Origin of the sequence: Tenacibaculum sediminilitoris, from assembly GCF_964513795.1 — a bacterium.
GTDB classification, from domain to species: Bacteria; Bacteroidota; Bacteroidia; order Flavobacteriales; family Flavobacteriaceae; genus Polaribacter; species Polaribacter sediminilitoris.
Window position 1 is genome coordinate 196,754 of record NZ_CAZEQR010000011.1, and the last position, 17,467, is coordinate 214,220.

Here is a 17,467-nt window from a genome sequence, read left to right on the forward strand (position 1 = left end):
AAGCTTAAGCCTTTAAAGTAGCCTACTAAAAGGAACAAAAAAGTATTTTAATCATTACTTCTTATGTGGTTTACATTTGTATATGGTAATAATATCCTTGTTTTAAAGTTATAATTGTGTCAACGCAAATTAACCCATTCTATAGCTTTTTTCTATTATAGATGCCTAATTATCTAATTTTTAATACATTATACTACTTAACTTAAAGCTTTTTATAGGTTTTACGTACTGATTATTAAAAAGTTCTTCATTTTATCTTGTTTACAATTATAAAAACCTATATTTACAATACTAAACAATATATATTGTTCACATAAGTAAACAAATGATAGAAAGATTAAAGCAAATATTAGAATACTATGATTTATCTGCATCGAGTTTTGCAGATACAATTGATGTACCAAGGTCTAGCATTTCTCACCTATTATCGGGAAGAAATAAACCTAGCTTAGATTTTATAATCAAAGTGGAAAAGGCTTTTGATGAAGTTGAATTAGAATGGTTGGTTTATGGAAAAGGTGATTTTCCAAAAAATATTAAAAATCAAACAAAGGAGAAAAATATTGAAAGAAATGAAGCTCCTTCTCTGTTCACTAAAAATCCTGTATTTGACCAAGAAGTCGAAAAAAAATCAAATACGCAATTCTCAGAGAGCTCTAAAAAGAGAAAAGAATTTGATTCTTTCAAGGATATTAAAAATATTTTAGTTCTATATGATGATGGAACCTTTGAAGATTACAAAAAAAAATAAAGACTTATATATATGTTTGCTCTAATTACCTAATTACCTAATTACCTAATTACCTAATTAATAAAATGTAGAAAAAGTAGTATTTCACTAAGTGTGTAAAATAAAAAATGGTTCTTACCTATTGAAGCTGGGACATTATTTTAAATCAATTTTTAACTATATTTGAAAAAAGGGTGCAACCCTAATAAGTTAAACCCTCGATAAATAAGTTTACACAATTTATGGGATAGTGTCAAACATTTTTGCAAAAGCAATTTCAATAAAAATAGACACTTCCATTTTCGTTTTACCTTCTTCTAACATGTTTAGAATAGTGTTTAAATATTTGTCTTTAAAGCTATCAAAGACCCCTTTTTCTTTATACAAATAATCCTTTTTCAATCCTTCTAATTGTTCTAACATATATTTGTTTGTCTTATATGCCAACTCTCTTTTCTTTAAAAATTCTTGTACTTTTTCACTTTCTCTTTTAGTTGAATTGTTATATATAGATAGTGCTTTTTTATATTTCTGTTCTATTGACCATTCTAATTTTTTTGCATCTCTATAAAGCTTATTAAGACCTTTGAATGCCAAATCATAATAAGTGTTTATATAGTCTTGATTCTTATGTAAATGATTTAGATATTCAATAGCTTTTTTCTTGTATTTATTTCTAGATTTTAATTCTGCATCTTTTAACTCCTGCTCTAATACTAGAAGTTTTTTCCCTGTTATATCTATTTCTTTTATCTCTTTAAACCTTTTCTCTTTTCCTATAATTAATACTTCTGGTGTTATTTCATTTGGCTTTCCTGTAAAAACATACTCTCTATACGTAAAACTAAACTTTCCGTTATTTTTTTCTCCCTTTTCTTTATTTTTAGCAGATAAATCAAAGGCATAGTTGTAACCGAAAGTAACTGTTAAATCTTGGGTGTTCTTTAAAGAAGTATTTCTAAATAATTGAATAGCGCTTAAATTAAAATTATGTTTTTCTCTATATACATAATTTGCATTCAACCTAAAGTTTGTAGTACTTGCCTTATTTGTTTTGCTATTATTTTGATTATAAGAAGTACTCAATGTTGTGTTTAGTTTATCTTTTAGAATTTTTTTATTAACTGCTACTGTTGGTCCCCATGTATAGGATTCATCTCTCCCAATAGTATTATAAGTAGTATTTAAAGCAGAAGTTATATTTATTTTTCTTTGTGGTAATCCTAATGTATAGGAAGTATTAAAATTATGAAATGTTGAACCATTACCTAAGCGTACAATTCCATTTTCAGCATTAGCTACTGTCGCTAATGAATAATTTGTATTTAGATTTTGTCTTCTTGTTTTACTATTTTCTAAAATATAACTTACATTAACGTTAGCATTTTGAGATAACTGCTTATAATTGAATCGTTCTTCTTGATTATCTAACAAATTATCATCATTTATAATATCAAACTGATCTAGTTTATTATTTGTGTAAGTAGAAAAGTTAGAATAGCTTCCTGTTATATTTACTTTTTTACTCATAGCAAATGTTGTATTAACACTTCCAACTGTTCTACTAGTATTGGTCTCTTTTTGATTTGCTAAATCGTCTCGTTGGTATCCTATATTAAACCCTAAACTTATTTTATTATTAAATAAAGTGGTATTACCATTCAGTGTAATATTTTCAAAATCATTGTTAAAATAATAGGCTCCTAATGTTTTATATCCTGGGTCTATACGTTCATATCCAACTCCAAATCTATATTTATCAAAGCTATATTCCATTTCTGTTTTAAATGCTTTGTAATGTTCTGTTGAAGCTCTATTGTTGAATAATAAACCTGCAACCCCACTACTATGACTTACTTTTTCTGCTCTAAGATCTTGTGTTATAGCCGTTGAAGCGTATTCTCCTTTAAAACGAAGTCCATCTATTACAGTTACAATTCCTGACATACTTAGCACCAGATTTTCTTTTGGTAACACCTTTTTTTCTTCTGGTACTGCACTTATTGAATTTATCTTGTCTTTTGCATAAAAACCAATTAACTCTAAGCTATATTTTTCTTTTTTAAACCCCACTTTAGCTCCATATCCCATACGCTTAAAAGCTGGTTGTGTTCTATTGTCTTCTGAATCTTCTGTAGCTTTTAATAATCGACCATACATTGCTGAAAAAGTAAAACTTCCCTTAGGAGTTAAATCAACTCCACCTCCAGTAAATTGGTGTCCTGCCAACGTATATGGTGAGAAACTCATGCTCACATCTCCAATATGGGCTTGTATCCATCTATATTTAGGGTGCAAACTCAAACGATTAAAACTAAACGGTAATTGATATTCTAAATCATCTCCTTGATTAGAAAAGCTATAGCTTACAGGAATTGAAAATTCATAAATATTAAAATTTAAGCTTCCTTGTAAAAAATAGGTAAATGGTGCTCTTGCACTATTTTGATTGGATGAATAGAACACAGAGTTAGCAGCGATGTTTCCGCTAACTTTAAATGGTTTTCCTCTTCCTATATTCTCAAAATCTAATTGTTGTCCTACTATACTTTCAGCAAAAAATATGCTTAAAATAAACACTACTACTTTTAGTGTTTGCCCCCTCATTGTAATCATTAAAATATTCTTTTCTTTTTTATAACTATTTTGCTAAACACTCTTCTGAGTCTCTAACTTTTACGCTGTATGCCCCTTTGTTTAACTTACTTATTCTTGTTGTCTTTGTATTGGTAAACGGAAACCATGTTTCATTATCAGCATTATTTCCTGTGTAATTAACCCAATTCGTGCCATTAAAAATTTGTATTACATTATCTTTTTTTAGTTGATATAAAAATGTTCTACTACCCTCTCCTGTTGCACTGATATCTATATACCCATCATTTACCTTAAAACAATTTTGATCTGCTGAACTTATTACACTAAAGTCAACTTTTGCTGTTTCCTCAATAGTAACATCTACAGGAACTAAATTTGACCAAGAAATATCTTTAGGATTTATTCCAACTCCTTTTTCTCCTGTTTGATATTTGAGTTTGTAAGTTCCATGAGGCAAATTGTTTGTCCATTGATACCTATAGGTAGTTTCGTTTATTTTCTCTAGAGATTCTATATCAAGTTTTTGATCTAAAATAACATCGTACTTTCCAGATACTGTATTCTGTTGATATATAATAACAGCCAACTTTTCTGTTGTATATAGATCTCGCTTAAAGTCTAACGTTAGGCTTCCATCAGCTCTGTAGTTACAACTTGGACTTTGAGACACTGGTGGGTTTTGTTTTAACTCAGGAGAAGAAGAAATTATGTTAAAATTAAAAATGTTTGTTGAAACCATTGGTTCTGATATTCCTAAAAGTCCTTTTTTTAACACAGAATTATCAAAAATAGCTTTTACTCTAAATGTTTTTCCTGCCTCTAAATTCTCATCAACCAATACTTCACCAACTGTAGCTTTCATTGGAAAATTATGTTTGATACTTTCTGGAAAATCTTTAAATCCTTTGCCGTCATAATCATACTTCCATATAATTTCCGGTACTTTCACAACTTCATCTGTATTAAATGTGTTTTCTTTTGTTTTAAATAAAAAATCACTGAAAGCTCTGGAGTTATCAACTGGCTGTACATAATGAGGTAACAACATTATAAAACAATTAACATAATCATTATTGACTTCTGAACGTGCCTCTATTAATTTTTCTGCAACACACAATGTACTTGAGGAAACAGCTGCTAAATAATCGTATTTATTTATAATTGTATTACTATAAAGTTCACACACAACATCTGGAACCGTAGCTCTTTCACCTACCATTACATCTACTGATGATGTTGAAGCTATATGTATTCCAACTGGAGTTTTAAACTCTCCTCTGGGAGAAGTACTTAAACGAACATCATAACTATGACGATAGTGCAATGTTCGTATATCTTTATACTCTACACTGGCTAGCCATACACTATATTCTTGTCCAAACCCTAAAAAACTATAAAATAATAGTAATATAAATAATCTCCTTTTCATTTTTCTCTTCCTTACTGTTTTGCTAAACACTTTTCTGAGTCTCTAACTTTTACGCTGTATGCCCCTTTATTTAAATTACTTATTCTTGTTGTCTGTGCATTGATAAACGGAAACCAGGTTTCATTATCAGCATTATTTCCTGTGTAATTAACCCAATTGATACCATTAAAAATTTGTATTACATTATTTTTTCTTAGTTGATATAAAAATGTTCTACCACTTTCACCTTTTGCACTAATATCTATATACCCATCATTTACCTCAAAACAATTTTGATCTGCTGAACCTGTTACTTGAAAATCAACTATCGAAGGTTTACCTATTGTGAATTCATCCGAAGGAACTATACTTGCCCAAGAACCATCCGTAGGGTTAATTCCACCACCACCTTTTAAAGTTTGGTATTTTAACTTATATTTACCTGCTGCTAAATCCTTACTCCATGTGTATTCAAAACTACCATCAGCCATAGATTGCAAACTTGTAATTTCTCTTTGTGGATTAGCAGCCAAATCATATCCTGTTGAATATTCATAATACAGCGTAGCAATTAGTTTTTCGTTGGTTAATAAATCTCTATCAACACTAAAAACAAAACTACCATCTTCACTATAATTACAGCTTGTTGTAATTGAAGTAGGTTGTTGTACTAGCTCGGGTGAGCAAGGAATAATATTATAAATTATAATGTTTGAATCTGATTCTATCCATTTAAATAACCCTGTAGTGATACTAACAGTACCTTTAAAATATAAAGGACCTTCATATGATGAGGGTATATTTATATCTTTTAAATCTAATATAACGCTATTACCACTAGTTGTAGATGTTGATAAAAAAGTTGGTTTATAGTTAATATTATCCAAACTATAATACCAAGAAATCGTCTGTTGTGGTATACAGCTATTAGAAGTTAAAGTTAGACTCTCTTTTCTACAAAAAGTATTATTCGTAGAAACTTTCAATACATTATTGTTTGAAACCCTAACCGTTGTGCATGTTACTGATGGTTGGCCAAAAAGTCCTCCTGTTTTATTAACTTCACAATCTCCACTTCCAATAGTTATGTCATTATCACAACGAGTACTACTACCAGAAACACTCCAAGAAGTTATAACTCGCGTTGGTCTTTGTTCAAATACTTCATATGCAATATTTCCATCGAACACTTCTAAACCTGTAGTAGGAATAACTCTAGTTAAAATACCACTATCTTTTAATAAGGTATTACCATTGTACACCCTATAACGATATGTTTCAGTTTTTCCATTAAAAAATAGTCCCCCTGTAAACCCTGAACCAGGCCTTACAAATTGAAATGTATATTTTTTTTGAGCTTTTACACTCAAACTTACTATTAATAGAAGTACTAACAATAATTTCTTTTTCATTTTACTTATAGTAGTTACTCATCTAAATACTTAACTAGTGAAGCTTTATTTTCTTTTAGTACTTGGGCTAGTTTTTTTATATCTAAAAAACCTTGCTCATTTTTAGTTGCATCTTTAAGTTCATCCACAATTGGATAATTTTTACTTTTTCGAACATTGTAAAACTCAAATAATAAATTTGCATTAGAATTCTTTAAAATTGATTTTAGTAATTCTATTTCACTATTTGAATTTGTGATTTCTATAAAATTAACTCCGTTATTAAGAAAATTTGAAATCATTTTCACATTATTGTCTGACGCTTTATAACTTACAAAATAGTGTCTTTTATTATCTACATCAATGATTAAACGTGACAGTAACTTAACAGAGAATGATATTGAATCTTTGGTATTATTGATAAATTTAGGAGCATATTTTTTTGATATAGCATCCTCTAAAGAATTATCATTCAATGTTTGTACAAGAAGAGAATCTTTGCCATTTGAATTGAAATTATAATCGTAAACATTTACAAAAGAATACTCTTTAACTATAGTAATTTTTGACTTTATACCTTCAAATTTTGAATAATCTAATTGAGCATATGACACTGATTTCAAAAAAAGAAAAGTAACAACACTAATTATTATCTTAAAATTTATATTTTTTTTCATTATTACCATGATTTAGGGTCTTTATATAAATTTATTTTTATATCATCTTTTCTAGGGGTATACCAACTTGCAAATTCATCTTCTAATTTTTTAACATCTAAAGCGCCATTTGTGGTAACTCTTTCTCTAATTGCTTGTATAGATGTATCTGTCGAATTTCCTAAAATTATTCCTTCTAATACTTCCGATTTCATTCGCATAACAATTATTGAAAGCATAGACAATGAAGAATGTGATGTTCTTTGCCATCGTCCATTTATTTTTTGCATAACGTAAGCTGCTGATAACGGTTTTTCGTTTTCCTGATAAAAATAAAATTTGATTATTGAAGCAGGAATATCTCCTAGATTAAATGTAAACTTATGATGCAATTCAAAATAATTTTCATCTTTATTCATACTTACAATTTTCTCAAAATGAGATGGCTCCTTTTTTGATGCTTTTTCCTCTCCGCCTAGCGTATTATAATTTACCCACTCTTGGTTTCTTGCTGAAAGTATCGATTGCATTAACTGCTCAGGAAACTCATTTTTAGCCTCACTAATTGTTGTTAGTGTTGCCTTTAATTGTAACCTAGGCTCATACTTATGAAAGCTAAGGTTTTGCTCTTCTGTAATGGTTAATATTAAATTAGCATTGTTAGTATTTTGACTAAACACCACAACATTTATTAATAACCCAATTAAAATTAAAACTCTTTTTTTATCCATCTTTTTTTAAAGTATTTAAATAGCAAATAAATTAAGGTGATTATTGCAATAAAGAATAATATTATCAGATTTCTTATGTTTGTTTTATCAAATGAATCTTCATATTTCTTATGACTTGGTATTGCATAACTATCTTCTAATGTAGGATGATGCCATATATGTATGGAATCGTTATTTTGATTTTTTTCTCTAATTATTTTTTCTACAACACATAACTTATGTTCTACTAAAAAAGAGTCTCGTAATTGATTACTATACTTTACCCAATATGTATCATAACCTGGTCCATCTGTTCTTGCTGTAGAAGATAAATACATCGTATCAACCAATACTCTAACTTTTTTAAATTCATTTCTATGAACATATAATCTATTTAGTTTTATTAATTTAAATGTTCCAAAAAACATGAAAAATAAATTTATTCCTAAACAAAACTTAAAAACAACTACTATTAACTTTTTTAACCCCATACAATTAAATTAATCTATTAAAGGGATTTTATCGCTAATTTCAACACTCCCTTTCCAATCAACCAAATCAAATTTTAGTACACCTTTTGATTTAACTTTTATTTGAGCTCCCAAAATAACAGGAGGTATATACAAACTTCCTTTAAAGTTTTCATCTGTAAAATTATACTTTAAACCACCTTGAAGGCAGGCTTCAATAAAACCCTTTGCTTCAAATTCAACTTGTTCTTTGGCTATTAGCAATTCAGCCATAAGTCCAGCTTGTATACAGCCTTTAGTATAAATTTCTGTATAAAGCTCTTGTCCTGTATAATTATCTTGCTCTGCCAGCTTAGACCTGTTAATTCCTCCTTTAAGTTTTACTTGAAGGTTAAATGAAAAATAAATTCCTGCTTCAAAAATACCTGTACGTTTTAAAACCTCAAATGCTGGATGCGTTATCGTTTTTTTTGCTAAGTCAGCTTTTACTCCTGCTGCTATACTACCTTCTTCTACTGTTTTATATAACCTTGAATCAGGCACTTCAATATTATACCTTTTTGATGTGATTTTAACAGGTTCTATTTTAAATTTTGTTTTATCATTTAACCCTAAAGTTTTATTGATTTTATCTAAAATTTTTAAATTATTTTCAATAGTTCCCATAGTCTCTTTTATAACATGACTTATAGCTGGAGGCATAAAATCAAATTTTACAACTTGCCCATCAACAAATTGCACGTCTATACTTTTAGCTTCTTTATTAGGGTTACCAACATCAACACTTGTTGTATGCGCTAAATCTCTTTCCCATAAAGGTCTATTTATGTTTATCCTTCCGTAATCATATTGTCTTGTTCCATTAATGTTATGATAATCCCATACTATATCTGTTTTCTTAAAACTATTAGCATTTAAATTTGGTGAAATTGTTACACTGTAATTAACTCTACGAGTTCGACTATCCGGTGTTGTAATCCCCTTATCTTTAACCAAATATAATATTTCACCGCTTTTTGCTAAACGATCAGTATTATTAGCATCAGATGCCCAAAGTTCTTTTAATTCAAATTTTGGTCTATTAATTTTTACATTTACTAAAAATGTTGTCATCTTATCTTCATTAGGAAAATCTTCTGGGCTATTCCAATAATTAACCGCTAATTGATAAGTAACAATATCTTTTTGCACTAAATAATTCACTTTCTTACCCTCAACAATATACTGCCCTGAACCTTGAGGATAATTTTCTGTGTAAGCATTAAATTGTATACGTGCTCCTTCTTTAGCTCCAAAAAATTCTACACCTTCTTTTTCTATACTGTTATCATAATCTATAGTAATAGTATCATCCTTATAGTATTTTGTTCCTCTGTAAGTAATATATTTTCCAGTACCTTCTCCTTCAGATGTTCCTCCATCTGGTGTAGTTCCTCCATCTGGTGTTGTTCCCCCATCTGGTGTTGTCCCTCCATCTAGTGTTGTCCCTCCATCTAGTGTTGTCCCTCCATCTAGTGTTGTCCCTCCATCTAGTGTTGTCCCTCCATCTGGTGTTGTCCCTCCATCTGGTGTTGTCCCTCCTGTAGTAGTATCACTATTAGTTGTATCTGAATTATCTTCTACTGGTTCATCAGGGAAAATATCATCTACAAGATCACTTATATCCTCTATAACTTCATCAGCATCTATAATTCCTCCCCATTCAGGGTCATAGTCTGTAACTACTACTCCATCAGTAAGCTCATAACTATTATTTACTTGAACATTTTTAAATACTACCTTAATACGTGTGTACTTACCGATATTAACTTCACCTCCTGTAGCTATATTCGCCGCATCAATAATTTCTTTCAGATTTTCTAAAAAAGGTAGCGTAATATACCCCCAACCACTAAACGTACCATTACTTCCTGTTACTTCACGTGTGGTTACAGGAAAATCTCCTGCTGTAAAGGTTTCGTTAAGTCCTAGTTTTGGTAACGGTTCTTTGTTTGTAATATTAATTTGTGGTGTTAATCCACAATTGTAATATGCTGCTTCATCGTTACTTGGTGTCGTAAACTCTTGAATGTTAGAATAGGCAAACCCTGATAACTGGGTACACTCACCTCCTACACGAAACTCGTATACTGTAGCGGGTTCTAAATTGCGGATCTTCCCTTCATTGGTATAACTATTTACTTCAAACCAATCATCATCTCCAAATCCTTTTTTACGATACTGAATCCTATAACGTACATGTTCTGAGCTTTGCCAGTTCACTTGAACTGATTCTGCTGTTAATGCTTGTGAAATAACAAAACTTGGTGGTCTACAATCTTCTAAGTATTTAAACCAAAAAATCTCACTTTTTCCATCATTTTTAAATACAGAGGTTTCATTTACTCCATCACTTACAAAAGCACGTACCTGCCAACCGTATATTTTACCTGAAATTAATTGTGGTGCTTCGGGTCCTACTAATAGTGTTGTACTATAGGTATTTGTTTGATAAAAAGGAACAGAAGCTAAAAAGTTGGCTTGTGGATTTTGTACATCCCACAATTCTTTTAATGTGAACTCATATTGCACATTACTTGCATTACTATGACGAGGAGTCCAAGTAAATAATACATTTTGAGGATTCGTCGCATTTACAATATTATCTTTAAATGGTAAGTTTAAGATTGGTGGGTCGTTTTGTAATAAGTATACAGTAGTACAACTTTTAGATGACAGTTTTCTGTTTGTAAAATAGTCGTACACTTCAAAACAAAAATCATATCCTCCATTTGGCAACGGTGCATTATACTGTCCTGGCGTGATTCCAACTAAATTATTTAATTGAAAATAGGCTTGTAAATCTAAATTCGATAACCTTAAATTTATTCCTCCATCTAAATATATAGGCGTCTCTCCTGCTATTACATCACGTGTGGTGATAGAAAGCCCCTGTCCTTCTATATACATTTTTAAACGTATCCTACGCCCTACTTCATTTACATCGGTTAATAAAATGTTTGTGTATAATTTTTCACTAGTTGTTGTAGCATAGTCTGACATTTTTAAACTATACGGAGGTATCAACTGTGGAGTAACTTGTACTGGATAGGTTTGAGAATATAGTACTGTACTTATTAATACAGTAAACAACAACATCACCTTTTTGAATATATTACTATCGTTTAAATTGATTTTCATCTACTTTTTCTTATTTAGCTTCTTTTTGAACTTTTATATCAACTACTATGTATGAGTTTGTACCGTCTTTTACAAACTGCTTTATTTTTATCGCTCCTTTTCTGTTATCTGAAGTTTTAAAAGGGATGATTCTTGGCACTGTCGTATTATCAAATTCTTTCAATCCTTCACCTGTTTCATCTACTGTTAAGGCTACTAATAATTGATCATTTACCATAGAGTCAAATTCAGACACAGATAAATGAGTACTGCAATTACACGATTCTTGCTTGTTTATTAATTGAATATTTTGAGCATTAGGAATCGATGAAAAAGCAACTGATGAAGCTTGATCTGGACTCACAAATTTGTTGTAGGAAAAAGTTTCGCTTAAACCGAAGAAAACAAGATCTATATCCTTTCCTGTCTCATTAGTAACTTCGCTCTTCGTATATACTTTTCTTGTTTTGGTTGATAAAAAAGCGCCTATAACATTCTCTTTATGAGCTGTGTTAATTCCTAATTTTACATTTTCTAAACTTCTTAAGTTGGTATTTTCATATACAGTTATTGTTTTTGAAAATACTTTCTCTTGTTTTCCATTACTTACTTTTAGCTGTAATGTATGAGTTCCTGGTGTTTGAATTTCTATTTCTGGATTTTTTTCTAAGCTACTTGTTATATTGGCGCCTTCAAACGTCCAATTGTAATTAGTTGCACTGATACTTTTATTAGTTAATGTAACTTTTACCGGAACTTGATAGTCATCGTCTTCAAAAGCAACTGAATATTCAAAATCGGCTGTTAAATAAGGTGCAACTTCTATTATTTTTTCTTGAGTATAACTTTCCTCTCCATTGCTTACTTTTAATCTTATCGTATGCTCTCCCGGAGTTGTAAAAGTGATGTTTTGTGGGTACTCTTTTGATGATGTCTCTGGTATTCCTCCTTGAAAAAACCACTCAAAAGAAGTAGCTCCTTTTGTTTTATTGGTTAGTTTTACTTCAACTGGTGAATAGTTATTTTCTAGCACTTCTGCATCAAAATCAATAAGAACTGTTGGTTTTACCGTTACTTTTTGAGTTTTCACATCTATACTACCATCTCTATTAGAAGCCTCTAAAGTGATAAGATATTCTCCTTCTGTATTATACGTTATAACACCTGGATTTCTACTTGACGAGCTATTGGGTTCTCCTCCTTCAAAAGTCCATTTATAGGTATCTGCTCCTTCTGTATCGTTAGTGATTTTCACCTTTACAGGAACTGTATAATCTTGGTTCACAACTTCTGTACTAAAATCGACAGTAACTGGTAAGGCTACTTCATTTATACAAGCACAAATACCTAATAGCGTTATTATAAAAAATAAACTCTTTCTCATTACTCAATTATTACTTTTTGTATTCTTTTTGCTTTTGGCGTTTCTAATAATAATACATATATACCTGCTGATACATTCATATCGTACAACACTTCATATTCTTTTTTCCCTTTTAGCAGTTTGTCGGCAACTATAGAGTTTGCTCCTAAACTAAAAAGGCGTAGAGATATTTCTGATTCCTTTTCTAATTCTACATCAACAGTAAACTTTCCTTTATTAGGGTTTGAATAAACTACAAACTCTTTTACAAATGGATTCTTCGTTTCTCCAATATCTGTAAGATCTCTTGCTTTTAAAACATTTACTGTTTTAGTTGCTACTTTTTTACAATTTCCTTCATTTGAAATCAAGGAGATGTCGTAATTTCCTGGAGCAGGAAAACGTAAAACTAGACCTTCATCCGTTTTTTGAACTATAGTTACATTTGAAGGAATGTTCCACTCTACCTTTTCACTTATTGGATTAGATACATTAATTAGTACTATATCTTCTCCTACAAATGCTTGAGATGTTAAAATTAATTGTGCATCTATCTCTACATTTGACTTATGGATTGTTATTTCTTTAGATACTTTACATCCATCAACCGTTGTTACTGTTAATGTATAAACTCCTTCTTCAGATAATAACACAACACTCTCATTGCTTGTAAAACCATTTGTTGAAGTCCATGCATATTCCGATACTCCAACCATGGTTACATCATACTCTATAGTTTCACCATAACATAGGGTTACTTCACTAGGAACTACATCAAATATCAGCTCTTCTGCACTTTTTACAGAAATTTCTTTTGTTACTAAACACCCTTTTTGGTCTGTAACTGTAGCTGTATATATTCCTGCACACAATCCTTTTATAATATTACCTGTTTGTCCTGTATTCCATTGCACAGTGTAAGGAGCAATTCCTCCGTCAATACTTAGGTTGATTTCTCCTGTACAACTATTATAACAAATAACATCTTTTACAGTTTCTGTAATTGTTAATGAGCTTGCTTTTTCTACTGTAAAACTTCCTGTAGTTTGACAACCATTTGCATCTGTAACTAAAACGAAATAACTTCCTACTGCTACAGTAATTTCTGCTGTTGTTTCACCTGAACTCCATGAATAAGAATATGGTGGTGTTCCTCCTTCAACATTTAAACTTATTACCCCATCATTATTACCAGAACAAGTTACGTTTGACACATCACCTGTTACTCCTAGTACCTCTGGTTGTACTACTGTGAAAATTTCACTTGTATCCTCTATCCCTTTTAAATCGGTTACTTTTACAAAATATCTTCCTATTGGTAAATTATAAATAACTTGAGAGTTTCCGATACTATTTCCTGTTACAGCATTAAACCATACATAACTATTTCCTCCCACACCACCTGTTGCTACCACATTTAGTACTGCCGATATGTCTCCATTACATTTTATCGTTTCTACTTGTTCAATTGTAACTACTAATGGATCTGGTTCATCTAAGTTATAAACCTCATTTAACTCACATCCTTTGGCATCTACTACTGTTAAATAATATTTTCCTGTAAGTACATCATTTATTGATGTAGTATTACTTATACTATTAGTTGCTTCATCTTTCCACTCATATGTATACGGTGCTACACCTCCTTCAATTTTAACTGATATACTTCCATCAGATAAACCAGCTCCACTAGGTTCTTCAAAAGCTGTTACTAATACTCTGTATATACTCGGTTGCGTTATGGTAATTGCTTCTTGTAACTCACATCCATTTTCATCTTTTACAATTACTGTATACACTCCTTTAGGTAAAGCTGTAACATCTTCATTTTTTTCACCATTACTCCATTCGTAAGTATACACTCCTGTACCTCCAGTAACAGAAATATCAATATTCCCATCATTACCATTGTAACAGGTTACTTCTGTTTTTGTGAAAGTGATTGCAAGAGGTGGATTTTCTGTTAACTCTTGTTCTTTGTAAGTTGTATTTCCATTAGAATCAGTAACTACCAATCTATACGTTCCTACTAAAGTTGTTAAAGATGTTTCTGTACCTATAACTTTTGTTAAATCACTACTATTATACCATTGATAGTTATAATCTTCACCTGATAATACATATCCTCCTATTACTGTTGAACCAATTGTTCCTGTTACCCCATTACAAGCTATTGGCTTTGTAACTGCTAAGTTTAGTTCTAATTTGTCAGGTTGAATAAGTGTAAATTCTTTTTCTACTGAACAATTATTAGCATCAAGAATAGTCATTAAATAAGTAGCAGCCTCTAATCCTGTGGGATTGCTTAGATTACTAATAATTGTTGTATTTCCTTTTACTCTCAACTCATAAGTGTATGGAGCTGTTCCTCCTGATACTTCTTCAATATTAATTTCTCCATTTGCCGTTTCAAAACCTGTTAAGTTTTTTTGAGAATCTTTAATTATTGTTAAAGGCGCTACTGGTTGATTGACTGTTATTATTTTTTCAATTGGTGGATTTGGACAGTTATTGGTATCTGTAATTACTACCTTATAATCTCCAGTATTAAGGTTTAATATGTTTTTTGCTGTTCCTATTACTGTATTATTTCCAACTTTATACCATTCATAAATATAAGTATCTGTACCTCCAATTACATCTACATCTATACTTCCTGTTGAATCTCCATAACAAGCAACATGATTTACAGTAACATTACTAATTTCAACTTTAGTTGGATTTACTACCGTTCCTTCACTATACGACTTTATACCATTACTATCTGTTATTTCTACACCATAATTTCCTGCAGGTAAACTGCCTATCGTGGTATCTGTAGCTCCTGAAATAAATACTTTTCCACCACCACTATCCTTTTCATACCAATGATATGTGTAAGGAGAAATACCGCCAACAACGGTTACCTCTAATTTACCATCAGTATCTCCATTACAAAATAGTATTCCATCACTAGGAATGATTATAGTCCCTACAACTTTATCAGGCTGTGTAAGTGTTTGGTATAATTCATCTGTACATCCTTTAGCATCTGTTACTACTACTCTATAAGTACCATCTCCAATATTTGAAATGTTTTGTAAAGCTCCTACAACACTTCCTGCTTGATTAAACCATTGATAAGAGTAAGGTAAAGTTCCTCCCGAAACAGAAATTTTGATATTTCCATCTTCACTTCCAAAAGCTAATGGCTCTTGGTGACTTATATAAGAAACACTCAAACTTTCCGAAGGTTCAGTTACAGAATATGTTTTTTCTAAAGTACAATCATTTGCATCTGTTACTGTTACTGTATATAAACCTATTGACACTCCTGAAATATCTCTTGTGGTTGCTCCATTTGACCATACATACGTATAAGGTGATGTTCCTCCATTAACAGTTAAAGTTATTGTCCCATCATTCCCTCCTTTACAGGAAATATTTTTTATAGTTTTCCCTACTAACAATGGTTCGATAGGTTGTGAAATAATCTTAGTTTCTGAATACCCATCTTCTACAACATTACCATTATAAACTACCGATACAAGTACTCTGTATTCTCCTGCTGGTAAATTATTTATTAAAGAAGTTGTTTCTGGTATTGGAATCCATGAAGTTCCCTCTTTTTTGTCCCATTCATATGTATAAGTTGAACTAGCTCCGCCAGCAACACTAGCTGATATACTTCCTGAATTTTCACCAAAACACTTTACATCAGTTTTGAATAATTGTATTACTAATGGTTCTGGATCAGTTAATGTTATTGAAAAATTACTTATACATCCTTTAGCATCTGTTACTATGACTTTATACCCTCCTTCTCCCAAGTTAGTAACATCTTGTGTAGTCGTAAAAGGGCTTGTACTTCCATTTTTAAACCATTTATAGGTATAAGGTGCGATACCTCCAGTAACAGAAACATTGATGAATCCGTTACTAGCACCAGCAAAAGTAGGATTACCATCACTGTCTTTTTGTATGTCTATTCCTTTTATTGGTTGTGTTACTTCTTTAGTAGTTAGTGAAGTTGTACAATTATTTACATCTACTATTTGAATTGTATAAGTCTTTGCTGTTAATCCTGAAATTGTTTTTGTTGTATTAAACTCTTCAGATAATGGGTTCGTATCTATTTTCACTCTATAGGGTGAAGTTCCCCCCGTTGGGGTTACTGTAATTGTTCCGTCATTTCCTCCAAAACATTTTACTGATGTTGATGAAATATTGGCTAAAGGTAACTCCAAAATATTAGGCTGACTTAGATCTACTGGGGCTACTATTGATTTATCAATAAACTTGTCTGAAACTTTTACTGAATATTTTCCAACATACAAACCTGTAAAAATCACTTCTTGAAATGTACTAGCATTGTATACTAATGGTAATGTTTTAAATACTGTTGTATTACCATCTTTAAATAACTCTACAATATAATTTCCACTATCTGGCTCTTTACCTCCTCTTACGTTTACTTTAATTGAGCCTGTTTCTCCATTACATTTTATTATTGAATTAACTAAGGCATTAACTTCCAAAACTGGTGGATTCTCTAATATTTCATTTCCTCTTCTTTTACTATTACAATTACCAGTATCAAATGAAGTTGCTGGTATTGTTCCTAAATAGTTGGCATCATACACATCTACATAATAAGTACCAGAGGACAAATTTGATTCCTCTACACTACCTCCTGATAAGTTTATAGTTCCTGTTCTTACTGGTGTAGCACTTCCTGATTTGTATAAAAAATAACTATATGGAGCAGTACCTCCTTCAATACCAATGCTTATCTTTCCTGTAGTGGCATTATTAAATTCTATCTCAGCTGTTTTAGTAAATGTAACAGCAAATGCTTTAGTAGGTCCATCAATATTTACTTCAATAACTTTATCAGCTGGTTCTTGCCCCCATATATTTATTCCAAATAATAAAAATACAACTAGTGTTACTAGCTTTTTCCTGTTTTTGATAATTAATAAACTATTTTTTTTCATAGAAAT

General features: G+C 30.9%; 10 protein-coding genes. 1 reads left to right on the forward strand and 9 read right to left on the reverse strand.

Annotated features, from left to right (window positions below; translation table 11 throughout):
* Positions 1-325: 325 nt before the first annotated feature.
* The gene (locus tag ACKTSW_RS04720) at positions 326-751 is read left to right on the forward strand and encodes a helix-turn-helix transcriptional regulator (RefSeq protein ID WP_408024124.1); all 426 of its coding nucleotides are present in this window, start codon (positions 326-328) and stop codon (positions 749-751) included.
* A 219-nt stretch (positions 752-970) separates the two neighbouring features.
* Here ACKTSW_RS04720 and ACKTSW_RS04725 read toward each other — a convergent pair whose 3' ends face one another.
* The 9 genes from ACKTSW_RS04725 to ACKTSW_RS04765 form a co-directional block, all read right to left on the reverse strand.
* A complete protein-coding gene (locus ACKTSW_RS04725; protein ID WP_408024125.1) occupies positions 971-3,346 on the reverse strand; it encodes a hypothetical protein in 2,376 nt (791 codons plus the stop codon).
* Positions 3,347-3,371: 25 nt separating this feature from the next.
* Positions 3,372-4,757, reverse strand: a complete 1,386-nt coding sequence (locus tag ACKTSW_RS04730) for a hypothetical protein (RefSeq protein WP_408024126.1) — start codon at positions 4,755-4,757, stop codon at positions 3,372-3,374.
* 11 nt (positions 4,758-4,768) lie between these two features.
* A complete protein-coding gene (locus ACKTSW_RS04735; protein ID WP_408024127.1) occupies positions 4,769-6,148 on the reverse strand; it encodes a hypothetical protein in 1,380 nt (459 codons plus the stop codon).
* Between the two features lie 14 nt (positions 6,149-6,162).
* Positions 6,163-6,804, reverse strand: coding sequence for a hypothetical protein (locus ACKTSW_RS04740; RefSeq protein WP_408024128.1), 642 nt, complete (start codon positions 6,802-6,804; stop codon positions 6,163-6,165).
* Between the two features lie 2 nt (positions 6,805-6,806).
* Positions 6,807-7,514: a hypothetical protein gene (locus ACKTSW_RS04745; RefSeq protein ID WP_408024129.1), complete on the reverse strand. Its 708-nt coding sequence runs from the start codon at positions 7,512-7,514 to the stop codon at positions 6,807-6,809.
* Entirely contained in the window at positions 7,493-7,921 is a 429-nt protein-coding gene (locus ACKTSW_RS04750; protein ID WP_408024130.1) for a hypothetical protein, read from the reverse strand. The genes ACKTSW_RS04745 and ACKTSW_RS04750 overlap by 22 nt, the downstream gene beginning before the upstream one ends.
* Positions 7,922-7,993: 72 nt before the next feature.
* Positions 7,994-11,143 carry a fibronectin type III domain-containing protein gene (locus ACKTSW_RS04755; protein ID WP_408024131.1) on the reverse strand — a complete coding sequence of 1,050 codons (3,150 nt, stop codon included), beginning with the start codon at positions 11,141-11,143 and terminating at the stop codon, positions 7,994-7,996.
* 10 nt (positions 11,144-11,153) lie between these two features.
* A complete protein-coding gene (locus tag ACKTSW_RS04760) occupies positions 11,154-12,506 on the reverse strand; it encodes a PKD domain-containing protein (protein ID WP_408024132.1) in 1,353 nt (450 codons plus the stop codon).
* Positions 12,506-17,461: a hypothetical protein gene (locus ACKTSW_RS04765; protein WP_408024133.1), complete on the reverse strand. Its 4,956-nt coding sequence runs from the start codon at positions 17,459-17,461 to the stop codon at positions 12,506-12,508. The genes ACKTSW_RS04760 and ACKTSW_RS04765 overlap by 1 nt, the downstream gene beginning before the upstream one ends.
* Positions 17,462-17,467: the final 6 nt, after the last annotated feature.